Annotated in this window: 24 protein-coding genes and 1 pseudogene; 14 read left to right on the top strand and 11 right to left on the bottom strand. The window is 61.1% G+C overall.

From position 1 onward, the window contains the following. Nucleotides 1–13 precede the first annotated feature (13 nt). Together HUTA_RS00630 and HUTA_RS00625 are read left to right on the top strand one after the other, a co-directional pair. The gene (locus HUTA_RS00630) at nt 14–2,446 is read left to right on the top strand and encodes a DNA topoisomerase VI subunit B (RefSeq protein ID WP_049941127.1); all 2,433 of its coding nucleotides are present in this window, start codon (nt 14–16) and stop codon (nt 2,444–2,446) included. Beyond that, the gene (locus HUTA_RS00625; RefSeq protein ID WP_012795194.1) at nt 2,443–3,555 is read left to right on the top strand and encodes a DNA topoisomerase IV subunit A; all 1,113 of its coding nucleotides are present in this window, start codon (nt 2,443–2,445) and stop codon (nt 3,553–3,555) included. The genes HUTA_RS00630 and HUTA_RS00625 overlap by 4 nt, the downstream gene beginning before the upstream one ends. A 36-nt stretch (nt 3,556–3,591) precedes the next feature. Here HUTA_RS00625 and HUTA_RS00620 read toward each other — a convergent pair whose 3' ends face one another. Further along, entirely contained in the window at nt 3,592–4,779 is a 1,188-nt protein-coding gene (locus HUTA_RS00620; RefSeq protein ID WP_012795193.1) for a redox-regulated ATPase YchF, read from the bottom strand. Between the two features lie 120 nt (nt 4,780–4,899). Between HUTA_RS00620 and HUTA_RS00615 the strand changes: the two genes are divergently transcribed. Further along, a complete protein-coding gene (locus HUTA_RS00615; RefSeq protein WP_012795192.1) occupies nt 4,900–5,163 on the top strand; it encodes a hypothetical protein in 264 nt (87 codons plus the stop codon). Nucleotides 5,164–5,525: 362 nt separating this feature from the next. Here HUTA_RS00615 and HUTA_RS00610 read toward each other — a convergent pair whose 3' ends face one another. Then, entirely contained in the window at nt 5,526–6,032 is a 507-nt protein-coding gene (locus tag HUTA_RS00610; RefSeq protein WP_012795191.1) for a hypothetical protein, read from the bottom strand. A 5-nt stretch (nt 6,033–6,037) separates the two neighbouring features. After that, nucleotides 6,038–6,595 (bottom strand): DUF7342 family protein, encoded by a 558-nt coding sequence (locus tag HUTA_RS00605; protein WP_012795190.1) that lies wholly within the window; start codon nt 6,593–6,595, stop codon nt 6,038–6,040. A gap of 502 nt (nt 6,596–7,097) precedes the next feature. On the opposite strand from HUTA_RS00605, the gene HUTA_RS00600 reads away from it, so the two are divergent. Then, entirely contained in the window at nt 7,098–7,754 is a 657-nt protein-coding gene (locus tag HUTA_RS00600; protein ID WP_049941388.1) for an SdpI family protein, read from the top strand. 109 nt (nt 7,755–7,863) lie between these two features. On the opposite strand, the pseudogene HUTA_RS00595 reads toward HUTA_RS00600, so the two are convergent. After that, a pseudogene (locus HUTA_RS00595) lies at nt 7,864–9,136 on the bottom strand (RNA-guided endonuclease InsQ/TnpB family protein). Between the two features lie 325 nt (nt 9,137–9,461). On the opposite strand from HUTA_RS00595, the gene HUTA_RS00590 reads away from it, so the two are divergent. From HUTA_RS00590 to HUTA_RS00580, 3 genes are read left to right on the top strand one after another with little or no spacing between them, the layout of a single operon-like run. Then, nucleotides 9,462–10,112 (top strand): hypothetical protein, encoded by a 651-nt coding sequence (locus tag HUTA_RS00590; RefSeq protein ID WP_012795188.1) that lies wholly within the window; start codon nt 9,462–9,464, stop codon nt 10,110–10,112. 41 nt (nt 10,113–10,153) lie between these two features. Beyond that, nucleotides 10,154–10,966 carry an ABC transporter ATP-binding protein gene (locus tag HUTA_RS00585; protein WP_012795187.1) on the top strand — a complete coding sequence of 271 codons (813 nt, stop codon included), beginning with the start codon at nt 10,154–10,156 and terminating at the stop codon, nt 10,964–10,966. Between the two features lie 2 nt (nt 10,967–10,968). Continuing rightward, entirely contained in the window at nt 10,969–12,639 is a 1,671-nt protein-coding gene (locus HUTA_RS00580) for a hypothetical protein (protein WP_012795186.1), read from the top strand. Between the two features lie 17 nt (nt 12,640–12,656). Here HUTA_RS00580 and HUTA_RS00575 read toward each other — a convergent pair whose 3' ends face one another. The 7 genes from HUTA_RS00575 to HUTA_RS00545 all read right to left on the bottom strand — a co-directional run bounded on the left by HUTA_RS00575 (nt 12,657) and on the right by HUTA_RS00545 (nt 18,432). Continuing rightward, nucleotides 12,657–13,349: a hypothetical protein gene (locus HUTA_RS00575; protein WP_012795185.1), complete on the bottom strand. Its 693-nt coding sequence runs from the start codon at nt 13,347–13,349 to the stop codon at nt 12,657–12,659. A 112-nt stretch (nt 13,350–13,461) separates the two neighbouring features. Beyond that, a complete protein-coding gene (locus HUTA_RS00570) occupies nt 13,462–14,112 on the bottom strand; it encodes a metal-dependent hydrolase (RefSeq protein WP_012795184.1) in 651 nt (216 codons plus the stop codon). 124 nt (nt 14,113–14,236) lie between these two features. Then, on the bottom strand, nt 14,237–14,593 hold the full coding sequence (locus tag HUTA_RS00565) for a hypothetical protein (RefSeq protein WP_049941126.1): 357 nt from the start codon (nt 14,591–14,593) through the stop codon (nt 14,237–14,239). Nucleotides 14,594–14,704: 111 nt separating this feature from the next. Beyond that, on the bottom strand, nt 14,705–15,337 hold the full coding sequence (locus tag HUTA_RS00560) for a DUF998 domain-containing protein (protein WP_012795182.1): 633 nt from the start codon (nt 15,335–15,337) through the stop codon (nt 14,705–14,707). A 172-nt stretch (nt 15,338–15,509) separates the two neighbouring features. Then, nucleotides 15,510–16,181 carry a YqjF family protein gene (locus HUTA_RS00555; protein ID WP_049941385.1) on the bottom strand — a complete coding sequence of 224 codons (672 nt, stop codon included), beginning with the start codon at nt 16,179–16,181 and terminating at the stop codon, nt 15,510–15,512. Between the two features lie 71 nt (nt 16,182–16,252). Further along, complete coding sequence (locus HUTA_RS00550; protein ID WP_012795180.1) at nt 16,253–17,128, bottom strand: bactofilin family protein; 876 nt, start codon at nt 17,126–17,128, stop codon at nt 16,253–16,255. Then, a complete protein-coding gene (locus HUTA_RS00545; protein ID WP_012795179.1) occupies nt 17,125–18,432 on the bottom strand; it encodes an MFS transporter in 1,308 nt (435 codons plus the stop codon). The genes HUTA_RS00550 and HUTA_RS00545 overlap by 4 nt, the downstream gene beginning before the upstream one ends. Nucleotides 18,433–18,614: 182 nt before the next feature. Here HUTA_RS00545 and HUTA_RS00540 point away from each other — a divergent pair, with 182 nt between their 5' ends. The 7 genes from HUTA_RS00540 to HUTA_RS15450 all read left to right on the top strand — a co-directional run bounded on the left by HUTA_RS00540 (nt 18,615) and on the right by HUTA_RS15450 (nt 21,688). After that, a complete protein-coding gene (locus tag HUTA_RS00540) occupies nt 18,615–18,797 on the top strand; it encodes a hypothetical protein (protein ID WP_012795178.1) in 183 nt (60 codons plus the stop codon). Continuing rightward, a complete protein-coding gene (locus HUTA_RS00535) occupies nt 18,794–19,048 on the top strand; it encodes a hypothetical protein (RefSeq protein WP_012795177.1) in 255 nt (84 codons plus the stop codon). The genes HUTA_RS00540 and HUTA_RS00535 overlap by 4 nt, the downstream gene beginning before the upstream one ends. 357 nt (nt 19,049–19,405) lie before the next feature. Beyond that, nucleotides 19,406–20,422 (top strand): tyrosine-type recombinase/integrase, encoded by a 1,017-nt coding sequence (locus tag HUTA_RS00530; RefSeq protein ID WP_012795176.1) that lies wholly within the window; start codon nt 19,406–19,408, stop codon nt 20,420–20,422. 3 nt (nt 20,423–20,425) lie between these two features. Further along, nucleotides 20,426–20,812: a hypothetical protein gene (locus tag HUTA_RS00525; protein ID WP_012795175.1), complete on the top strand. Its 387-nt coding sequence runs from the start codon at nt 20,426–20,428 to the stop codon at nt 20,810–20,812. Nucleotides 20,813–20,819: 7 nt separating this feature from the next. Further along, a complete protein-coding gene (locus HUTA_RS15455; RefSeq protein WP_012795174.1) occupies nt 20,820–20,972 on the top strand; it encodes a hypothetical protein in 153 nt (50 codons plus the stop codon). Between the two features lie 26 nt (nt 20,973–20,998). Next, nucleotides 20,999–21,220 (top strand): hypothetical protein, encoded by a 222-nt coding sequence (locus tag HUTA_RS00520; RefSeq protein WP_012795173.1) that lies wholly within the window; start codon nt 20,999–21,001, stop codon nt 21,218–21,220. A 315-nt stretch (nt 21,221–21,535) separates the two neighbouring features. Continuing rightward, nucleotides 21,536–21,688 carry a hypothetical protein gene (locus HUTA_RS15450; protein ID WP_169304872.1) on the top strand — a complete coding sequence of 51 codons (153 nt, stop codon included), beginning with the start codon at nt 21,536–21,538 and terminating at the stop codon, nt 21,686–21,688. The last annotated feature ends 134 nt before the right edge of the window (nt 21,689–21,822 follow it).

The following is a 21,822-nucleotide window of genomic DNA, read 5'->3' as shown; positions in this document are numbered from 1 at the left end:
GATTGCATAGAGAATGCCATCGATGCAGTCGACGCTCGGCGAGGAGGGGATCGCCGAGGAACTGGCCGAGAGCCAGCGCCAGATCTCCATCGCCGAGTTCTTCGAGAAGAACAAGCACATGCTCGGGTTCGACTCGGGAGCCCGGGCACTCGTCACGGCCGTCAAAGAGGGTGTCGACAACAGTCTCGACGCCTGTGAGGAGGCAGATATCTTCCCCGACGTCTACGTCGAGATCGAAGACGTCGGCGAGTACTACCGGCTGGTCATCGAGGACAACGGCCCGGGTATCACGCGGGAGCAACTCCCCAAAGTCTTCGGTAAACTGCTGTACGGCAGCCGGTTTCACAAGCGAGAACAGAACCGCGGTCAGCAGGGGATCGGGATCTCCGCAGCCGTCCTCTATTCGCAATTGACGTCCGGCAAGCCCGCCAAGATCACCTCCCGAACCAAGGGCTCCGAGGAGGCTCACTACTTCGAGTTGATCATTGACACTGACACCAACGAGCCCGAGATCGATGTCGACGAGACGACGACCTGGGATCGCCCCCACGGGACGCGAATCGAGGTCGAACTGGAGGCCAATCTCCGGGCGCGCCAGCAGCTCCACGACTACATCAAGCACACGGCCGTGGTCAACCCCCACGCTCGCATCGAGTTCCACGAGCCGAACATGGCCGAGCCGGCGAAGTTCGAACGCGTCGAGGGCGCGGATTTGCCAGCCGAGACCAAGGAGATCCGCCCCCATCCCCACGGCGTCGAACTCGGGACGCTGCTGAAGATGCTCGAAGCCACCGATTCGTATTCGGTGTCCGGCTTCTTGCAGGGGGAGTTCACCCGCGTAGGCGGGAAAACGTCCGACAAAGTCCTCGATAACTTCCGGGACCGACACTTCGGTCGCGAGATGGCCTGGCGACCGCCACAGGTCCACGAGGGTGACGTGGAGGTGGCCGTCAGGGCTGCCGTCGCCAACAAGGGCAAGGACGCGACGAAGTCCTTCGCCCGCGAAGTGGCCGACGCGATCGACGATCGTGAGCGAGTTGCTCACCACGAACTCCGAGCGATCGTCGACGAGGCTGCCGAAGCTGCGGCCGAGGGCTTCGGCACGACGTTCGGCAGCACCGTCCGGGAGAAGGCAACCGCGGCCGCGTGGGCCCAACTCATCGGCAACACGGACGAAGGTGACGTCCGGGAGACGCTGGCCTCGGACCTCTATGGCCTGGTCGACGCGGCCACCAGCAAACGGAAAGACGACGCGACGATCGAGGGGCTGGCCGACCGGATCGCCGCGAAGTTCGTTGACGAGGACGACCGCCACCGATGTACTCGCGATCAGCTCGCCGAGTACGTCGAGCGGGCCGCCGAAAACACCGAGGAATACGACGACGCCACGATCGGGGAGACTGCCCGTGAGAACGTCACCACGGAGATCTGGGCGATCATGGAGACGGTCCCCGACGATGTGCCGAACGTGACGGAGATCGCTGACAACCGTGATGTGGCCGCCGACCTCCTCGAAGCGATGCGCGAGACGGACATCATCTCGCCGCCCACTGATTGTCTCGCGCCGATTTCCGAGCGACTCGTCGAGGAAGGACTGCGAAAGGAGTTCGACGCCGACTTCTACGCGGCCTCGACGCGGGACGCCTCCGTCCACGGCGGGGATCCGTTCATCGTCGAGGCGGGTATCGCCTACGGTGGCGAACTCGACGAGGGTGGCCCGGTCGACGTCATGCGGTTCGCGAACCGCGTCCCGCTGGTCTACCAGCGGGGAGCGTGTGCGACGACGGACGTCGTCAAGACAATCAACTGGCGCAACTACGGTCTCGATCAACCGGGCGGCAGCGGGATTCCGAAGGGGCCGGCCGTGGTGATGATCCACGTCGCCTCGACGAACGTCCCGTTCACGAGCGAATCGAAGGACGCCATCGCCAACATTCCAGAGATCGAAGACGAGATCGAACTCGCGATCCGCGAGGCGGCCCGCGAACTCAAGTCGTTCCTCAACGAGCGGCGGTCGCGTCGTCAGCGCCGCGAAAAGCAGGACAAACTCGGGACGATCCTCCCGGAGATGGCGACGAAGCTGACTGCGGTGACCGGGCGCGCAGAGTTGAACATCGACGACTCGCTGGCCCGGATCATGAACAACGTCCTTCTCGAGCGGGAGCGTGAGGACGGGACAGTCAGTCTTGTCGTCGAGAACAACGACAGCACGAACGCCGACGTCGAGATCACGGACATCGTGACCGCCGAGCCGGCGAACGTCGAGGCTGACGGCGACGACGCGCGCGTCGTCGAGATGGAGGGCGAGTGGTTCATCAAGTGGTCGCCGACCGTTTCGAGTGGCGACGAGGCCGCACTGTCGTACGAGGTAAGCGATGATGCCGAGTTCGACATTTCGGTCGAGGGCATCGCCGAGGAGAAACTCACAGTGGACGGTGAACAATGAGCACGGACACAGGCAACACGGAAGACGCAAGCGACGGGGACGCCCGCGAGCGGTTGATCGAGCTGGCGGCACAGTTCTACGACCAGTTCGAGCGCGGCGACGTCCCCCACATGGACGTCCCCACGCGGACGAAGACCAACATCGAGTACGATCCCGAACAGAAGGTCTGGGTCTACGGTGATCGGAAGAGTACGCGATCCTCTAACAGCGTCAGAGGGGCACAGAAACTCCTGAAAGTCATCTATTCGATCGACTTCCTCGCAAACCAACTCGAAGAAGATCGGTCCTCGACGCTGCGTGAGTTGTACTACCTCAGCGAGTCCTGGGACCTCGACGAAGCGCAGTTCAACAGCCAGGACGAGTCAAATCAGATCATCGAGGACTTGGAAATCGTCTCGGACGTGCGCCGCGAGGAGTTCCACATGCGTCCCGAGGAATCGGGTGCCAAGGTGATGGGGCCGTTGCGACTTCGGGAGCAAACCAACCGCGGCGATCGGGAGATCCACTGCCAGGACGACGTGGGCCAGGGCGGCTATCAGATCCCGAACGATCCCGACACCATCGAGTTCCTTGACAACGACGCGGACTTCGTCCTCTGTGTCGAGACCGGCGGCATGCGCGATCGACTCGTCGAAAACGGCTTCGACGACGAGTACAACGCCCTCGTCGTCCACCTGGGCGGCCAGCCCGCCCGGGCGACCCGGCGGCTGACCAAGCGACTCCACGACGAACTCGATCTGCCGGTGACGGTGTTCACTGACGGCGACCCGTGGTCCTACCGGATCTATGGGTCGGTCGCCTACGGGTCGATCAAGTCCGCCCACCTCTCGAAGTACCTCGCGACGCCGGAAGCCCAGTTCATCGGCGTCCAGCCCGAGGACATCGTCGAGTACGATCTCCCGACCGACCCGCTCGCGGATTCGGACATCAACGCCCTTGAGTCCGAACTCGAGGATCCCCGCTTCCAGACCGATTACTGGGAGGAACAGATCGAACTCCAGCTCGACATCGACAAGAAGTCCGAACAGCAGGCCCTGGCCTCCTACGGCCTGGACTTCGTGACTGATACGTATCTTCCGGAGCGGCTGGAAGCGATGGGCATTCTGTAGCGAATATAGCCGTCTTCCGGCCGTCGGCACGTCGCCTCAGTTTGTCGTCGTGATCTCGACGACGTCACGGTGATCGAGTTCCGTCTCCGCGCCGACCTGACGCTCCGAACGGACGTCGTGAGCGTGAAGAAAGCCCTCGCCGATGTCGGTATGCAGGAAGTACGCGAAGTCCTCGGCCGTCGAGCCGTCGGGGAGGACGAAACAGTCCTGCAGGAACGTGCCGTCGTCCTGTGGCTTGCGCGCGCCAGGGAAGACGGCGATCGCATCGAGGACTTCGAACAGCGCCGTTTCGATGACGTCCTGGACGCCTGTCCCGCCGTAGGCCCCGACGAACTCGCGGATCTCTTCGAGGCCCGCGGCTTTCTCTTCGGGAAGGTCAGCCGTCACTTCGAAGTCCGCGTCACCCGGGCGATAGTCCAGCACACCCTGTTCGTCGCCGTTCTTCAGCGCCTTCTCGGCGTGGGCTGAGACGGGGACGAACGTCAGGTGCTCGTATTCGGGATCGCTCGTCACCGCGTCCCAGTTGTCCTGTGCCGCTTCGGTGTCCATCTTGTTGGCCGCGATGACGATCGGCTTGGTCCGCATCCGGATCTCGCGGGCGAGGGCTTCCCGATCCGTCTCGTCCCACGTGTTGGGATCGAGTTCTAACTCTTCGGCGAGAATGACCTGCTTGATCTCGTCTTCACCGATCCCGAACGCCGAGAGCTGTTCGGCGAGGTCGGCCTCGATGTCTCCATCTGCGCCATTATACCCCGTCTGGTGGCGCTCGATCCCCTTCTCGAAGACGTCGAGATACCACATGTCGAGTTCGTTCTCCAGGAAGTCGATGTCCTCGCGTGGGTCGTGATCCGTCGTCGGTTCACCCTCGAGGTCCGTCTCGCCGGTGAAGTCGACGACGTGGACCAGCACGTCCGCCTCGTTGAGATCCGTGAGGAACTGATTGCCGAGTCCTTTCCCCTCGTGGGCACCAGGAACGAGTCCCGCGACGTCGACCAGCTTCGTCGGAACGAAACGGACACCATCGTCACAGTAGCCGTGATTGGGGGTACAGGAGTGGCCGAATTCCGGGGCCGCACAATCGACCCGCACATACGCCTCGCCGACCGACGGGTCGATCGTCGTGAACGGATAAGCCCCTTCCGGCACATCGTTCATCGTCGCCGCGTTGAAAAACGTGGACTTCCCGACGGAGGGTTTGCCCACGAGACCGATCTTGTAGCTCATTGGCGACTAGCGGGCCATGGGCGGCTAAAACGTTCCCAATCGACGCGACAGCGGGTGTAAGTACCACACATGGACGTCGGCCACCGAAGCTTTAGGTTAGTGGGTCGGGAGGTACAGACGATGTCAGCATCTCCCCCGTTTGTAGACAAGGACGACGGCGAACTGGACCTCCATCAGATCTGGGACGAAGCGATCCCTCTCGTGGGCCTGATCATCCTGTTCGGGAGCCTCGCATTGCTCCCCTATCTCCTGATCAGACTGATCTTCGGTAGCACGATCCTCAGCGTGTTTTTCGTCCTCTTCGTTCAACTCGTCCTCGCCGTCGGGACGGCCGTCGTCCTCATGTACGTCATTGCCCGGGCGATTCAACTTGCCGACACCTGAGCACGGTCGAGCGCCACAGAAAGCCAGCGTAGACGAGACCAGACCACCAGTTGTATTCGACGCTCCTCAACGCTCACTGTCGTTCCCGCAGAATTCACGGGCGCTGAGGGGGCTCGTTCGATCGACGAACGGATTCCCTTTCAGGGCGTGAGACGTCCGAAATCTGCCGTCTGAGTGGCGAAAATCGGTCAGAAATAGTATCTATTTTCAAGAAGCTGCGAGATACACGGCGCGCATTCATCACGAGCGGTTGTATCAATCCCTCGACAGGGGCTGTTTCACCGTGTCCGGCAAGACCTTCGTGCCTTCGTCAAGCACTACGAGCATATGAGAGAGAACCCGATTCGTGAGGAGAGGCTGTCTCACTGAACGTTTTCCTTCGAGACGCTTGGGATGTCATCATCCCAGTCGATCACATCAAGGACGTCCACGAGATCATCGATTCGTCGATCGAATACATTGAGCGGATGGACATCGAGAAATGCCGCAGACTCTCGTTGTACTGTCTCCCCTTGGTAATCGATCTGGAAATGACACTCTCCGAGATCCATGTGGGTTTCGTCCTGGTGCCATCCGATCATGAGGTCACGCGCTGACTCGACCCACTGAATGGAATAATAATCGTAGGCGGCGTCCGCGGGAAAATCGAACGAGACCTGGAGCTCAGCTTCCTCGACAGGGTAGGACGTTCCGAGGAACACGCTGGGAGTGATCGTCGCCCGGACGCCGACTTTGTTCCCTTGTGAGGTGTGATACCAGACCTGTTCAATCGGCGATGTCTCGTCAGTGACCTGGGTCTGAAGTTTGTTGTGGAGTCGCGTGAGGAGCGTCCGTGTATCGAGGTTCGCGCGATTGGCGAGGAAAATCATCGGGACTACTGTGTGAGTGAGACTGAGGAACTCGAAGACGCGTTCTCTCCGGGATAGAGTGACCTGGCATCGTCGTAGAGTTCGAGGGCGTGCTTGATGAGCCGTTTGTTGTCCTCGTGGCGCTCCCACTGCCGGAGCACGCTGTTGCGATCCCGGACAGCTTCACTGGTAAGCTCGTTGTCGGCTAGCGTCGATTCGAGTTCGTCGCGGGATTCGACGTCGAATTCACGCTTCCACTCGTCGATGGTCTCTTGAATCGTGGCAATCTCTTCGCGCAGTTCCTCACGCGTGTGTCTGTTGATCAACTCGGTCACTTCCTCAAAGTAGCGTTGCTGGTAGTTCGGCGCGTACTTCGTGTTCCCGTCGTCACCGTCGATCGCGTGGACTTGCCCGAATTCGACGAGCATCTCCAACTCGTCTTTGGCGGTCTGCCAGGCGGAGACCTGCGCCTGGTCACGCACCCATTCGACTGATCGCGGTTCGGTGAGCGTCGTTGCGATCTCCCTGACGCGTTCGCGGGCCGTCAAGTCCTTCGTCCACGATTCGAGACCCTGGTCTGTCATATCCGATAGTAGTCTCTTGACTCTATTATAGGTTTGGATGGATCACATATATGCGAGAGTAAGGCCCCATCTTGATACAGTGAGGGGACCTCGGCGTCGACGGCGCTTCGCGCCGTCTGCCCGTGACAGCTGCGTTCGTTCGATCAACGAACGAAAGCACGCACTTTGGATTCGTTACGGTAGTCACCCTGCCGCTGTCGGGGGATTAGAACGGTGAAATTCTGCCACGGGCGCTGAGGGGGCTCGTTCGATGGGCGAACGGATTCCCTTTCAGGGCGTGAGCTAGCCGAAATCGACCGTCTGATTGATGGATATCAGTCAGAATTTTCAGCTATTCTCATGACGCTACGGGATGCACAGCGCGAATCGATCACTGATTGTTTGCCATCTGGCGAGAGGACGAAGTGATAGGTACAGAGTAACGGGGTTATCGCAATTCACTCAATATTTGACGAATTGATAGACGGACTCATTTATGACGCTGAAACCCGTACTATCCGACATGAAATCGACACATCGGTTCGCTCTGGCGGCTGGTCTGGTCGTCGCCTCGGGTGTCGTCAGTGTCCTCGCCGCGCCGGATCTCCCCGAACAGATGGCGACGCACTGGAACGCCGCTGGTGTGCCCGACGACACGATGTCGAAGCCAGTCGCCCTCGCCCTCATTCCAATACTGACGGCAGCCCTCCTCGGTATGTTCGCTGTCATTCCCCGTATCGATCCGCTCGGCGAGAACATCGCCGAATTCCGCCCGATTTACGACTGGTTCGTCGTCGGCTTCACGGCGTTCATGGCGATCGTCCACGGCGGCATCGTCGCGTTCAACCTCGGCTACGAGTTCGACTTTGTGTTGTTGCTACTGGCAGCTGTGGCCATTCTCTTCTATCTCGTCGGTGTCCTCCTCGACCACGTGGAACGCAACTGGTTCGTCGGCATTCGTACCCCGTGGACGATGAGTAGTCCCGAGGTCTGGGAGCAGACGAACGCCCTCGGGGCGACGCTCTTCAAACTTACCGCGGCGGTGGCACTCGTGGGACTGCTATTCGGGGAGTACGCAATCTATTTCCTGATCGTCCCGGTGCTGGTGACGGCCAGCATCACGGTGGTGTACTCCTACTACCTGTATGAGCGCCTTGAGGAAGATCCGAGTGACGTGTAACGAGGTCCAACGAATCAGATCTCCGCAGTAGCTGGATTTCGCCAGAGCAGTGGCGTCACCTTCTCCGCCCTGAAGGGCGGAGCTTGTCGGTGGACTCCCGTTCTGACCACTAAATGGTGGTAGGCGTGTAAATGCCGTTCACGTTTAACGTCCCCGACTTCAGGGCAAGATGACTGGTTACCCCTCCAGACCCAGACTTGTGCCAGTTCTGGAGTAGTTTCCGAGCGATGTTCTTCGCGGTCGTCAGACTACGTCTGACGGGCAGCCAGAAATCTTCGATTTCTGGCGACGGCGTTGTAGTCGGCGTGGTACTCGCGCCCACATTTCAGACATTCGAACTCGTCGCCGTCTCTGTTGTCGTCGTGCGTGAAGCTACAGTCAACGTGACTGCACCGTTGACTGGTGTACTGTGGCGCGATCTTCTCGACCGCAATCCCGTACTCGGCGGCTTTGTACTCGGTGTACTCCTGGATACGGCGAAACGCCCACTGCTGGAACTTTGACGCGTTCGAGATACGTTTGCGGATATGTTTCAGCTTCTCGAACGCGATGTGCGTACAGTCGTGGGCGAGCGCTTCCTGCACCAGTGCCTTCGAAACACGATGCAGGTAGTCTTCGCTCCAGTTGGTGAATCGGCCACCGAGCGATTTCATCGTCAAGTGGGCCGACCGCGTTCCTGCCTGTTGCATCTTCCCACGCCGCTTTTCGTATTCTCGGCGTTTGTGGTTGAGGTAGTCGGCGTTGCCGATGAACGCGCCACTCGAAGTGACGTCAAGGTGTCCATCCACATTCAAGTCTACGCCGAGAACCGTTCCGTTCTCGGCATCTTCCGGCTCTGTGTCCGTCTCTTTCACGACAGCGATGTGGAGGTAGTAGTCGCCGTCACGGTGATGCAACGTCGCTTCGCGTTTCTCCCACTCTTCACAGAAGTATGTCGTCGGTGGGACGTCTTCGTCAGGGAGGACATACTCGGCTTCGATACGGCCGTCCACAGTGGCAAGCGTGGCGTAGTCGTCGTAGTAGGTGATTGCGTTCAGGTTGTAGACGACTGAATCCGACGTGAATTGTGGTTTCGAGGGATTCTCGCCGTCTTTGCGTTTCTCGACACAGGAATCGAGTGCGTCGGCGGCCCGATTCCGCGCGGCACAGACGAGGTCAGCATTGAGTTCGTCGGTCGCTTCGCGTACTGCGTCGTATGTCCGGTCGTGGAGTTCAGTTTTCGACGTGACGATATAGCCGTCTTCAGTGCCGTTCCATCCGTCGTCTGCAGCCATCTGAGCGGCCTGTTTGAAGCGCTCTATCGTCTCTTGGAGAAGGCGGTGAGCATCGTCACCTACGTCAAGTTTCACGACGGCAGTACGTCGAAGCTCCACAGTATCCATATGTATTTGAGTAAGTATAAAAGTTACTCATATAGTGAAATAACACTGGGGAGTCAAATGTGGGATAGCCGGTGGATTGCTGTATAGAGCGTACGCGATTCCCTCCCGCCCTGTTCGTTCCTCGGTTCTGACTAGGTCAGAACACTCGTCACTCACGGGAAGGGCAGGATTCCCTCGCTGTATCAAGATGGGAGCGCCGTAGCACAGGTACTATCTCGCTCAGCACTGCTATCGAGAACTGTAGTATAGAATTATATTCTATGAATACGTATGTATATCGATCATTCTATGAACCCCATTTACTCCATCGTTTTCCGAGGTCTCGATGACTAACGTACAGACAAAGCCGGCGAGCCAGAGCCCGGAGAGGTCACCTCAGGATGACCTCACCGAGAGTGGGAAGGTCGAATCCCGTCATCCCGTTCAGTTACTGTATCCACAGTACGGCCCGGTAGAAGCACTAGTCGGCGTCGGGGTGTTCTACGTCATCGTTGACCGGATGACACCAGTGTTGGTCGAAGCGTTGGAAGGGGCAGTTCCGACGCTGGTTCCGGATCCATTCACCACTTTGGTTGCCATGTTCCTCTGGGCTATCGCCTTGCTGACCCTTGGCAGCCAGGTGTATGCTCAGCTCCGACCAAATCCACTCACCTTCGAATCACGAGCGGACCGCGAGGCATACCTGGACCGCAAGCGACCGACGGACAGTGAATACACGATCAACCTCGTCTTGTTGATCCTTGGGGCGACGATCGCGCTACTGGCCTGGAACGGCGCGATCGGGTTCTTGGAAGATGTGATTCCAGTCGTGGTCGAACTCGATGGAGAGATGCCCGCGGCGATGACTATCGAGAACGCACTCGTCTTCGCGGCCTTCTTCGTCGGCCTCGCGGCGTACACGAGGGGACTCGATCGGCTCGTGATCGGTGGGATGCGGGAATCGCTCTACCGGCTTTACACCGGGGCATGGGAATGACAACCAGTACCACTATGTCTCACTCGTCCGAACGCTCGTCCATGGGTGGGACTGAAGTGAACGAAACCGACAGTACATTCGCAATCGAGGCTACCGACCTGACGAAGCACTTCGGCGACGTCGTTGCTGTCCAGGACCTCGATCTGGCCATCGAACCCGGGACCGTCTACGGGTTCCTGGGGCCGAACGGTTCCGGCAAGACTACCACGATGCGAATGCTAACAACGCTTACACGCCCAACCTCCGGCGAGGCCCGAATCGCCGGCATTCCGATCACTGACCGAAACGGCGTTATCGAGCACGTCGGCTACCTCCCCGAGGAGCCGCCGCTGTTCGACGAGTTGACCGCCGGCGAGTACCTCCGGCACGTCGCCGCGCTGCACGACATTCCCGGTGACGAGGCCGACGAACGCATCGCGGACTATCTCGACCGGTTCGATCTCGCCGAGGCCGCCGACCGCCGGATCAGTGGCTACTCGACCGGAATGCGCCAGAAGACCGGACTCGTCGGGGCGATCCTCCACGAACCGTCAGTGCTCCTCCTCGACGAGCCGACGAGCGGTCTCGACCCGCGGGCTGCCCGAACCGTCAAGGACCTGATCGCCGAACTCGCCGCGGGCGAGACGACGATCTTCCTCTCGACGCACATCCTTTCGGTCGTCGAGGAACTCGCCGACGTGGTCGGCGTCCTCCACGACGGCCGGCTCGTCGCGGAGGGCTCGCCCGCGGCTCTCAAACAGCAGGCCGAGGAAGGTACTGGAGACACGCTCGAAGATGTCTTCCTTGCAGTGACGGCGGATCATACCGAGGAGTACGCGAGTGCCGAACCAGAGGCTGCGGCCGACGGTGCGTGACCATGAGCGCACTCGATCACAGCGTTCGACTGGCCCGGATCGACGTGACCCGAATGCTCCGGAAACACACGGACTGGCGAAGCGGGTCGTCGTCGATCATCGGACTGGTGATGTACGTTCTGCTGGTCCTCGTCGGCACGCTCGGCGGTGGCTATCTCGGCTACCGGATGGGAACGTCACTTGCCGAAGGCGGACCGCTGTTCGGGATCGGCACATTTTCGACGCCGATCGCCGGCGGCATCCTCGCGCTGTTCTGGTTGATCATCACCGTGATCTTCGCCGTGCGAGCGGTCGGTCAGCGCGGGACGCTCGCCCAACCCGAGGGGATCCTGACCGTCGTCCCGACGCGGGAGGCGCTGGCCGGCGTCTACGTCGCCGAGTTCACGTACGTCGTCCTGTGGGTCCTCGGCCCTGCGGTCGGACTCGGTGCCGGCCTGGCGCTCGGGAGTGGCGTCCTCTGGCCGGTGGTGACCGTTCCCGTCGCGATCCTCGCCGCCGGGCTCACCGCGGTGACGGTCGGCTATCCGATCGGGTTGTCCGTCCGCCACGTCGCTTCGCGGTTCCCGTTCGTCGCCCAGCACAAGGGTGTCATCCTCGTCATGGTGTTCCTGGGCTACTTCGCGGCGCTCTCGACGGGGACCGTCGATCAGCTCATGGTCGCGCTGTTCGAGCCGATGCAGGCCTCGCCGATGGCCTGGTACGCTGACCTCCTGTTCCTCGGGACGCCCGGCGTCGAGGGGTCCCTGGCGAAGGCCAGCGGCGCGGTTGCGTTCACACTCGTCTTCACGGTCGCTGGAACCATCGCGGGGTCGCGCGTGGCCGGGATCCACTGGTTCTCGGATCCGGCACTCGCTGGCGCCGAACCCGATCCGGTCGCGACGGAAGCAGCCAGCCCCGGCATCGAACGCCGGATCGAGAGTGTCCTCGGGCCGCGAACGGCCGCTCTGATAACGTTGTCCTGGCGGCGGGCCGTGCGAGCCCCGCTGAAGCTGCTGTATGCGTTCTTCCCGGTGCTGATGATGGGTGGCTTCCTGGCCGATATCGTCCAGAGCGGGGAAATTCCGCCCCATCTCCCGTTCGTGGCCGTGGTGGTCGCCGCCTGGGCGGCGGGTGTCATCTTCACGTTGAACCCGCTGGGCGATCAGGGCGCGGCCTTGACCTCGACGCTGTTGAGCCGCGTCGATGGTCGGACGTTCGTCCACGCACACCTGCTCGCCGGCCTTGCCATTGCGATCCCGATCGGGACGGTCCTGACGGCCGTCCTCGCCGTATTGAGCCCGATCGAATCCGAAACTGCACTCGCGCTCGTACTCGCGACCCCGGTGGTCATGGTCCTCTCGGCCGCGTTCTCGATCGGCGTTGGGATGACCTTCCCGCGCTTCGAGGCGGTCAACGTCACGCGCTCGATGAAGACGGTCCTGCCGAGCCGATGGGCGTTCGTACTGTTCAGCGCCTACCTGTTCGTTACCGCGGCCGCCGCGGGGGTCGTCTACGAATCGAGCGTTCGGGACCTGGCGGCGGGGTTGGTTTCCTGGGCGCTACCGTTCGGTCTCAGTGTCTCCGCCGATACACTCTATTTTCTCTCGGCCGTCCTGCTTGTCGGGGCCGTCATACTCCCCGTGGTGTCCTATCGGCATGCAGTCCGCCGGTTCGACGGGTACACGATGGCGTAGGCCGTTCGGGATACGGTTCACTCCCGTATCGATCCCCCGACGCCGACGAACAGCGCCATGCCGACCGATCCGAGGGCCACGAGCCACCCGCTCGCGACGAGCAGCCCCTCGGTCACGGCCGGGAACCGCTCGACGACCGAAACGAAGACCGTCACGTCGAGAGCGACGACACCGACCGCGCCGACCACGTCGAAGACGAGATCCAAAGCCGTGTCTCCCCAGCCGTAGTGGACGAGAACCGGTTCGACGTCCAGCTGGTCAGCCACGTCCCGGCCGACGAGTTCGATCAACTCCCAGAAGACGCCGATCACGAACGTGAACGCGACCGTCATCGCACCGATGCCCCCTGGCCAGGTAGCGGTCGGAAAGGCAACGAGCAACGCGGCGTACAAAAGTGCCGCCACGAGCGCCGCCGAGACGGTGTGCGTGAGGTGGTCCCACCACCACGTCGAGTCGTACAGCCCGAGCATGCCGAGCGAGTGGAGGAAGCCGGCGACGCCGAGCCAGACCGCGAGCAGCGGATCGAAGGCGAGCGGTTGCTCCAGCGTCAGCCGGGAACTGATTTGCAGAACGATGGGGAGGACAGCGAGCGCGAGCGCGGCCGCGGTGTTGACCGCGGCCGCGACGTTCCGGCGGCGGACGGCGACGACGAGGAGTCCGAGAATCGCTCCCTGCAGTGCGAGCGCAAGAAGAGTGAGGAGATCGAACACGATCGGTCAGTCCATCACTTCGGTGACGTGTGCCGGCGACACCAAGGTATTTTCGACTAAACACGTTCCCGCTGGCACGCTTCCGAGAAACGGCTGTCGTTCGGTGACTCGTTCAATCGGACGTGCTCGGTCCGGCTGATTTCGGGTGGCCATCGCGATAGCGCGACGGGAGGGCCGACAGGACATCTTCGGGGAGCCACGGCGTGGCCACGTCGAGGGCGGTGACAGCGATCCGTGGCAGGCACCGCCGGACGGCCGAATAGACGCTCGCGACGGCCAGTGCCGCGATCACGACCCACTGAAAGGGACCCTCGATCGCAATCAGGAGTGGGGCAGCGAGCCCATACGAGAGCGCGAGATCACCCGGCGAGCCGTCGTAGCCGATCCACTGCCGTGGGGCGATCCACTGCTCCCGGTAGTGATCGTAGACGGCTCGCTCAGAGTTGCCTTCCCACGGACGGAGTTCGAGGCCGCCTCCGAACACGTCGGTCAGGCTGTGGAGGGCCGCACCGACCAGGAAGACGGCGGCGATGACTGTCGGGACCGACGGGAGAAACAATGCGATCGCCACAAAGGGGGCCGCGAGGGCGGCATAATAGACGGGGTAGTGCAGCGTCTTCCGGTGGCCGACATACATGTCGAAATCCGGGAACATCCCGCCCACAAGCCCCGCGAGGAGGGCGAGGCCGCCGAACTCCGGGGCGACGTACGCCACCGGGAGTGCCAGGGCCATCCCTGCGAGGGCGTGGGTCGGGAGCATCATTATGTTGGATACGACGGGACACGAAAGAATGAACTTATCGATCGCGTTCAGGCCCGTTCAAGGATGGCGAGTACTGCGTCCTTCTGCCAGTAGACGACTGCGGAGACGGCGTGAGACCATCGGATCACCCCGTTTCTCGAATGACGATCACCATGCCTGCGATGAGCCCTGTCGCGACTCCAAGGACTGTCGCCAGTGTGACTCCCTGTCCAGTCAGGAGCCCGATGCCGAACGCGACTACGAAGCCGATACCGGCGGTCCCGAGTCCGCGAGCGAGAGCTCGACGGGTCTGACTCGTGTCCGATCCGAATTCTGTGAGCACGAACGCGGCGGAAAGGGTCCCGACGAGGAGACCCACCGGGATCCCGACCAATACGGAAAACTCGATATAGGGGAGGAGTGCTTCCGAGACCGCGAAGAAAACGACGAGGAACGTCGCGATCCCCGCAAAAGCGGCGTATCCAAGGATTCGAACGCGCATACTCATTGTTGTCGTGAAGAGGTCAAAACAATTGGTGCACAAGCGGAGTGGTCCAGTCGATCAGCATTGCACCTCTCTCGGTCGAAATTGAGCGCTCCTGCGTCGGCACTTTCATTGATCGGTTGCTGCTTCCGCACCCAACAGATAGCCACCGACGGCGATCAGCCAGATCATGACCGGATAGACGATCATGCGCTCGGTGCCGCCGTGGCCGATGGGACCGAATGCCGCCGTCGTCCCGGCGTCGCCGACCGCCATGAGGACCAGGAAGACGAGACCGATCGTCCCCGTGACGATCGAGAGGACTCGCATCGGTCCGGTGAGGTGGGTTGCGCTGCCGATCGCTTCGAGATTGAAGAACAGGAACGCCACAAGGGCAAAGAGGCTGTGGGCGTCGCTGACGTTCAGCGGGATGAGCCCCGTTCCGATTGCGCCGACGCCGGCCAGTACGAACAGCGAAAGGAGCCAGCGCTTGCCGTGGCTGCGATAGAAGTACACCCCGCCCACAATGTTGAGGATCCCGACGAGTATCAACGAGCCGTTGAACAGGAGCGCAGTCTCGGGGAAGACCCCGAGGTCGCTGATCGCACCGGCCCCGAAGTCGTAGTCCGGTGCCATCGCTGCGGCGAGCATGATCGCGGTCATGAACTGCGCCGAGAGCGCGAGGAAGAGGCCGCCGGCGAGGCGTCGGGGTCCAGTCAGGGGTTCCCTAACCGGCACGGTGTCAGTGAGTGTTTCAGTCATTTCAGTTTCACCGACATACAATGGATTGCTGAGATATTATCTGTATCGGTAATTCTCGGCGTATGGGACCTGATACTTCTGGATACGGACGATTCGATTCTATCAGGAACTGGCAGCTATTGGGCTGGATTGATACATGTGATATTTTGAGGAGAACTAAAGTCAGCCAGGCTCAGATTGGACGGTTCCGCGTCGCGATCGTTCGGACACCGGGGCTGTAATAGTGAATCGGATCCGTTTCGGGATGAGCGAAACCGTTCGCTTCGAACAGTGTGTTCTCTCCGAGGTCCACGTTCGCCTCGTACAACTGCCACGGTTCGTGATCGACCCGCGCGTAACGAAGGGTACCGGACGGAACTTGGGTGTAATAACGATACCGCTCGGTGAGAAACGCCGCCCGAGATCCGGCGTCGGCCGCCAGTTGATCGCCGGTAGGGTGATAGGTTCCTGCGAACCGAGCGGGGCGGGCACCCGGATGTCGCCGCTCGCTCTCGAAGCGCACTCGATCGCCGTCGGTATCGATGGAGATGCTGGCGTAGAAATACGGGAGGTGGTGGAAGAGTCGAGCGCCGAGGACCCCCAGCAGGCCGTCGGCGTCGAGACTGAAGAAGTACACCCCATCGTGGCCGTCGTGGGTCACGTACGTCCGAAGATTGAGTTCAGGCAAAGCGACGCCCCACCCTGCTGGAATCCACGTCGGGCGAACGTCCACGTTCGTATAGGGGACCACGGACAGCCACGCGTCGCCAGCGTGGGTGTCCACTGCCAGGCCGTCGGGGACGTGAGGACGAACGACAGACGGGTCAACTGGCCAGTTGGCGAACAGGACCTGGCGCCAGCCCATGTGGAGTGTCGGACTCAACCGCGCGAGCAGCTCGCGTCCGCTTCGACTGCTCTTCTGGAGACGATCCCACATCACTCGACCCCACCGGGAATGGTGACCGGCTCGAAGCGCTGGAGGCCGAAGTACGTGTTCAGCACCGCCCCGAACCCGACGACGATCAGCCCGAGCTGGACGAGTGCCCCAATGTACGGAATCAGCCCGAGTCCCTCAATGATCAGGAGAAACACCGCGATTCCGACGACCGTCGCCCGGGTCGTTTGTTCGATCGGCAATCGAGTGCCGATCAGGTAGCCGAAGGCGAGTTGCCCGTACAGGACAACCAGCAGTTCGGCGAACAGGCCGACGATGCTGAGTGGAAGCAAGAGAATCGTGAACGCCATGTACACGAACAGGACGAGCAGCGACGTGGCGGCGAGCGAGCCGACGACGCCACTGACGAGCGCATGGTCGGTGATGGCTTCACTCACGGTGTCGAGCAGCCCGGGATGGCGGGAGACGAGCCACCATCCTGCGGCCGCGAGGACGAGGAACTGGACGAACAACCCCCCGACCCGTCGCCAGGGAGAACTCGCGGGGGCCGGCGGTTCGAACGTCGTCGCGTCCCCGACCCTCACTCCGGGAGCGATCGCAGACTCCCCCGCGATTGATTGCACGCTGCCCGTGACGGCCGCGCTATCCACTATCGACAGGTTCCCCGCCAAGACAGTCACGTCGCCGTCGAGTTCGCCCGCGATGGTCGTCGTGCCGCCGATCGCATACACGTCGCCGCTGACGGACGCGTTCTCGGGAACGGTCAGCGTCCCGCCGGCCACGACGTGAACGTCTTCCAGCGCCTCGACATTGTTGTCGCCCTGGAACGTCACGGTCATCTGCTGGACGTCGCCGCCACCGATGGATACCATCAGCAGGACGACGATCAACAGCGGGATCGCGTCGGTCGGCGTCATGTTGCCGTTCCTCCGTTCGCACGAACTATCGTGACCATCCGACGGACGTAGAGGCCGACGGCCAGGCCAAAGACCAGGAGTAGCGACAGCGCCTGGACGACGTTCAGGTGGGTGAGGAGTGTCAGGTCCGCTGCGTGGAAGTACAGCGCAAGCGCGGTACTGGAGAAGGTGGCAAGCCAGCCCGCGACGCCGATCCCGATCGCCGAGCGCGTCCCGACAGTTGCGGCTGTCGAGAGGTCGGGCCAGAGCGCGAAGTTCAGCGTCGTGTAGAAGCTCACGGCGACGGCGTAGATCGCCGGATTGAGTGGCGACGTCGTCCCTTGGGCGAGCGTGGGGAAGACGGACGCGATCCGAAGGTCAGAGGTGTAGAGGACGTGTGTCAGCGCAAAGAGCGCGAACGTCCAGAGGAAGACACGGGACAGCGAGTAGTTCGCGTAGATGACGCCGGCCATCACGGCACCGACGACGTGCGCGATGGCGATGAACAGCCGCATCGAGAGGTCGGGAGACTGCCATGAGGTGAGCAACAGTGCTGGCGTGTCGATGATCCGCAGGAAGCCCAGGCTATCGATGAAGAACACGCCGAACATGAGGACGACGGGGACGGCGAAGGCCAGGCCTCGCGTCCGGATGGCGTCGGGTCGGCAGAACCGCCCAGTTCCAAACGTATGATGTTGGGATTCCCACGTCGATTGGATCCGTTCGATGAACTCGAACCGGCCGAACGAGAGGACGGCCAGCGCGAGCAGCCCGGGTGCCATTGCGAGAACCATTACCCGGCTGAAGACGGTGATCGACCACGACAGCGGGATAGCGTTCGCAAGGAAGTACGCGACGGCGGTGATCGCGGCGGCGACGTAGCCCCGATCGGGAACCGGGACGAGATCGATCGCGAGCGAGAACGAGACGGGGAACCCGACGCCGAGGCCGATCGACGCGGCGACGATCCACGCGCCGAAAGCGGGGACAGTCCGGATCCACGGTGCGACGAGCGTGAGCACGAACTGGACGGCGACGACGCCGAGGAGCAGGCGGAACTTCGTCCGGAGGTCCGTACTCCACTCCCGTCGATCCATCGCAACGCCGGTCACGACGGCGACAACCAGCGTACAGAGCGCGAGCACGGCCATCCACAGCGAGACGGCGGTCTCGGAGAGGCCCACGAACCGGGTGCCGAGGTCGATCAGTCCCAGCTGGACGAACGTGATGTTGTAGTAATATCCGGCGACCATGAGGGCGACGAACAGTAGGGTGCCGAGCACTGTCGGCCACTGGCGCTCGCGGAGATAGTTCGAGAACGCCATGTAATTCCCATCTCGCCATGCACAGCGAGAGCAAATAAAGTCTCGCGTGGCTGCGACGACGTTGCCGAAGGTTTACGGGTCAAGGCCGTGAGTTTCCTTCGATATCAGATTCTCCACCGTTCGTCAACCACGAGAGCGGCGAGTTAGACCTCCGACAGATCTGGAGCGAAGCACTGCCCATCGTGGGACTCGTCGTCCTGTTCGGATCCCTCGCGTTGCTTCCGTACTTCCTGGTTTTGGCGGTCTTTGAAGCGACGGTCGTCAGCCTCCTCCTCGTGCTGTTCACACAGCTTGTCCTCGTCGTCGGCACGGCAATCGTGCTCATGTACGTCATTTCTCGGGCGATACAGCTTGCCGGGGCTTGAAGGAAGGACTGACGCTGTGGGCGACGTTCCTCGCCGTCGTCTCCCTCCGGTTCCCCGAGACGCCGGGCACTGGAACTGAACCGGGGAATCTACCCATCCTGATCGTGGTCTCGCTGCTGGCGGTCGCGATCGGCTGGAACACCGTCCGGCTGTGGCTGGACGTCAAGAAACTCCTCTATGCCCCTTCACCAGAACAGCAAGTAGCCCACGATGGCGACGTTGATAGGGACGCCAAGCACACCCCGATCTAAAAGAGTGCCCCTACGGCGTGTCCGGTACGACGGTCCGACCGCGCCACAGCAGGTTGACGCCGACGATGCAAACGTGTTCGCTCCGCTGTGCGCGACCCCTCGGATTTAAATCTCTCAGCCGACGCTCCTCAACGCTCACTGTCGTTCGCGCAGAATTCACGGGCGCTGAGGGATTTGAACCCCCGACAGCTTGGTCCGAACCATGTTTTCCGGGGCGTGCGGCGCTAACGCGCCGTTCCGCGCAAAACATGGGGAAAAACCGCAGCCAGCTACGATCGCTCCCGGGGAATCGGGCGAGATGTCGGGTTGGCTGGTGACCTGGGACGGCCCTTTGACGTCGGGCGTTCGGAGCGAACTATGTCCAAGGAACTCGAACCGATTCGCCCGGTGGAAGCGAAAGAGATGTATCTCCGAGAGCGTGGTACCGACGCCTCGGACGCAACGATCGAAGCCCACGACTACCGTCTCGGTCACTTCATCCGATGGTGCGAGGTCGAAGAGATCGAGAATCTGAACGATCTCTCAGGCCGTGCCCTTCACCAGTATAAGCTCTGGCGGCAGGACGACGGGGACCTGAATCAAGTCTCCGTAAAGACGCAGATGGACACTCTACGGGTGTTCATCCGGTTCTGTGAGTCGATTGACGCCGTCGAAACTGATCTTCACACCTCAATCCTCTCTCCGACTTTGAGCGATGGCGAGAACCAAAGAGACGTGATGCTTGACCCAGAGGAAGCCGAAGCACTCCTGGACTATCTCGGTCGGTTCCAGTACGCCTCCCGGGCTCACACTCTCATGGCGCTACTCTGGCACACCGGAATCCGCACCGGGGCCGCTCATGCTCTCGATGTCGAAGATTATGATCCCGAGGAGCAACGGCTGAAAGTTCGTCATCGTTCCGGGACGCCACTGAAGAACAAAGAAGAGGGCGAACGACTTGTTGCCCTCTCGGATGAGGTGTGCCGGATCCTCGATGACTGGCTTTCCCACGAACGGCCAGACGTCGTCGACGAATACGGTCGTCAGCCACTATTGTCGACGTCACACGGACGAGCCCACAAGACGACGGTCCGAGAGACCGTATATCGGTGGACGAGACCCTGTCAGTATGTGAGTGAGTGCCCCCACGGAAGACAGCAAGACTCCTGTGAGGCAGTAAAGGGGAATCGAAAGACGGCCAGTAAGTGCCCTTCATCTGTCTCTCCTCACGCGATTCGTCGTGGCTCTATAACTCATCACTTGTCCGAGGATGTCCCGGAGAAAGTCGTCTCAGATAGAATGAATGTCGGCCAGGAAGTCCTCGATATGCACTATGACCAGCGTTCGGAGGAGGTCAAGGTCGAACAGCGCCGAGATTATCTTGAAGGGGTATAGCCCATGGACCGAACTGGAGTCCCAAGAGACGGCGCTGGATGTGACCTCCCGAGGGTCAGAGAGGCTTCTGACGAAAACTCTTACCCCAAGATCGAACCCGCCTCGTGGCATGATCTGTCTAAGTTCGTCGACGAGTTTACCGACCTTGCTGTCTTCGAGGTGCTCGCCGATCCCGACGACAGTCCAGAGGGCTTCTGGATCGTCCGAGACATCGAAAAGGTTCGGCCCTCTGCTGTCCCGATCGATCAGGACCCCACTTTCGACCTCTCTGTGCTCAATCCCAGTAGCGAAGACGTCGATGAGATCCGTTTGACCATCGAGGAGGTCGAGCAGGTACGGGCGGCTGAACCCTCAGACGTGTCGGGGGAAGGAGACGAGTCGAAGGGGTGATCAAGACATGCCAATCGCACGGAAGGCCTCCAAATCCTGCCCCCGTTGTAGCGACGATAGCGACGTCTGGATGTTCAAGAAGGAGGAACCGAAGATCATCAAGGAGCACTACACCTGTGAGACGTGTGGCCATGAGTGGACCGAGGTGAGACAGGACTAACTGTCTCCCCGCTCTTACCTCTGCTGATGAAGCGGTTCACTGAGGGTGACCGCGTCCGGGTCGACATCCCTGACGAGACCGATCCCGACCATGACATCTATCATGGGGAAGAGGGAGTCGTTCTCAGCGTTCTCGAAGACGATGCTTCTCAAGCGACTGGTGACGAACGTGACTCCCTGATCTATCGCCTCGAACTCGACTCGGGCGACGTTGTGGACTTCCGCTGGCGGGATCTTCGTCCACCTTGATCGGTGAAGTCGCCGCTAAAGGCGAACAACCCTCGTCACGCGGCTTTTTCTGACCCACGAGATGTTCGACGATGTATCCCCCTCGTCGAGAGAAGGACTCCCCGTGAAGGGCTCCCAGCGGTCCGTGGCGGACCCTCTCGTCGATGCCACACCGAAAACCGCGATCTGTCGCGCCGGGAGGCGGACGCCAACCGGATAGAGTGCAAGCTGAACGAGCGAAACGATATCGGGTATGTGATGACGTTGATTTTTACTAAACGTGAGATAGAGAACCCATACCTCGGATATTTGGGCCTTTAGTGGATAAGATGAGTCATGGCAGAACGACCTCAGTATGCCACGATCCGAGTTCACGAGGAAGTCCGCGATCAGGCCCGCGTGGCGAAGGCGAGGCTTGGTATTGACTGGACGACTTTCCTCGAACGCGCCGCTGACGAACTCGATCCCCAAGAAGAGACTCTCGACTGACCGATCAGAACCAAGGCCGGGGAGGGAGCCCCGACCAAAGTGAGGCGCTGAACTCACAGACTTCGCCTCATTTTTGGTTGGTATGCCGCTTAAACGTGGCGTCGGCGATCTCGCCCGGTCTGGTTGGACAAAAA

The organism is Halorhabdus utahensis DSM 12940, assembly GCF_000023945.1.
Classification (GTDB): domain Archaea; phylum Halobacteriota; class Halobacteria; order Halobacteriales; family Haloarculaceae; genus Halorhabdus; species Halorhabdus utahensis.
This window is presented reverse-complemented; position numbering and strand designations above follow the sequence as displayed.

Bases quoted from the DNA above. Each gene is read 5' to 3' on its own strand.
- HUTA_RS00630 (WP_049941127.1), top strand. From the start codon at position 14: ATGCCATCGATGCAGTCGACGCTCGGCGAGGAGGGGATCGCCGAGGAA.
- HUTA_RS00625 (WP_012795194.1), top strand. From the start codon at position 2,443: ATGAGCACGGACACAGGCAACACGGAAGACGCAAGCGACGGGGACGCC.
- HUTA_RS00620 (WP_012795193.1), bottom strand. From the start codon at position 4,779: ATGAGCTACAAGATCGGTCTCGTGGGCAAACCCTCCGTCGGGAAGTCC.
- HUTA_RS00615 (WP_012795192.1), top strand. From the start codon at position 4,900: ATGTCAGCATCTCCCCCGTTTGTAGACAAGGACGACGGCGAACTGGAC.
- HUTA_RS00610 (WP_012795191.1), bottom strand. From the start codon at position 6,032: ATGATTTTCCTCGCCAATCGCGCGAACCTCGATACACGGACGCTCCTC.
- HUTA_RS00605 (WP_012795190.1), bottom strand. From the start codon at position 6,595: ATGACAGACCAGGGTCTCGAATCGTGGACGAAGGACTTGACGGCCCGC.
- HUTA_RS00600 (WP_049941388.1), top strand. From the start codon at position 7,098: ATGAAATCGACACATCGGTTCGCTCTGGCGGCTGGTCTGGTCGTCGCC.
- HUTA_RS00590 (WP_012795188.1), top strand. From the start codon at position 9,462: ATGACTAACGTACAGACAAAGCCGGCGAGCCAGAGCCCGGAGAGGTCA.
- HUTA_RS00585 (WP_012795187.1), top strand. From the start codon at position 10,154: ATGGGTGGGACTGAAGTGAACGAAACCGACAGTACATTCGCAATCGAG.
- HUTA_RS00580 (WP_012795186.1), top strand. From the start codon at position 10,969: ATGAGCGCACTCGATCACAGCGTTCGACTGGCCCGGATCGACGTGACC.
- HUTA_RS00570 (WP_012795184.1), bottom strand. From the start codon at position 14,112: ATGATGCTCCCGACCCACGCCCTCGCAGGGATGGCCCTGGCACTCCCG.
- HUTA_RS00565 (WP_049941126.1), bottom strand. From the start codon at position 14,593: ATGCGCGTTCGAATCCTTGGATACGCCGCTTTTGCGGGGATCGCGACG.
- HUTA_RS00560 (WP_012795182.1), bottom strand. From the start codon at position 15,337: ATGACTGAAACACTCACTGACACCGTGCCGGTTAGGGAACCCCTGACT.
- HUTA_RS00555 (WP_049941385.1), bottom strand. From the start codon at position 16,181: ATGGGCTGGCGCCAGGTCCTGTTCGCCAACTGGCCAGTTGACCCGTCT.
- HUTA_RS00550 (WP_012795180.1), bottom strand. From the start codon at position 17,128: ATGACGCCGACCGACGCGATCCCGCTGTTGATCGTCGTCCTGCTGATG.
- HUTA_RS00545 (WP_012795179.1), bottom strand. From the start codon at position 18,432: ATGGCGTTCTCGAACTATCTCCGCGAGCGCCAGTGGCCGACAGTGCTC.
- HUTA_RS00530 (WP_012795176.1), top strand. From the start codon at position 19,406: ATGTCCAAGGAACTCGAACCGATTCGCCCGGTGGAAGCGAAAGAGATG.
- HUTA_RS00525 (WP_012795175.1), top strand. From the start codon at position 20,426: ATGGACCGAACTGGAGTCCCAAGAGACGGCGCTGGATGTGACCTCCCG.
- HUTA_RS15455 (WP_012795174.1), top strand. From the start codon at position 20,820: ATGCCAATCGCACGGAAGGCCTCCAAATCCTGCCCCCGTTGTAGCGAC.
- HUTA_RS00520 (WP_012795173.1), top strand. From the start codon at position 20,999: ATGAAGCGGTTCACTGAGGGTGACCGCGTCCGGGTCGACATCCCTGAC.
- HUTA_RS15450 (WP_169304872.1), top strand. From the start codon at position 21,536: ATGGCAGAACGACCTCAGTATGCCACGATCCGAGTTCACGAGGAAGTC.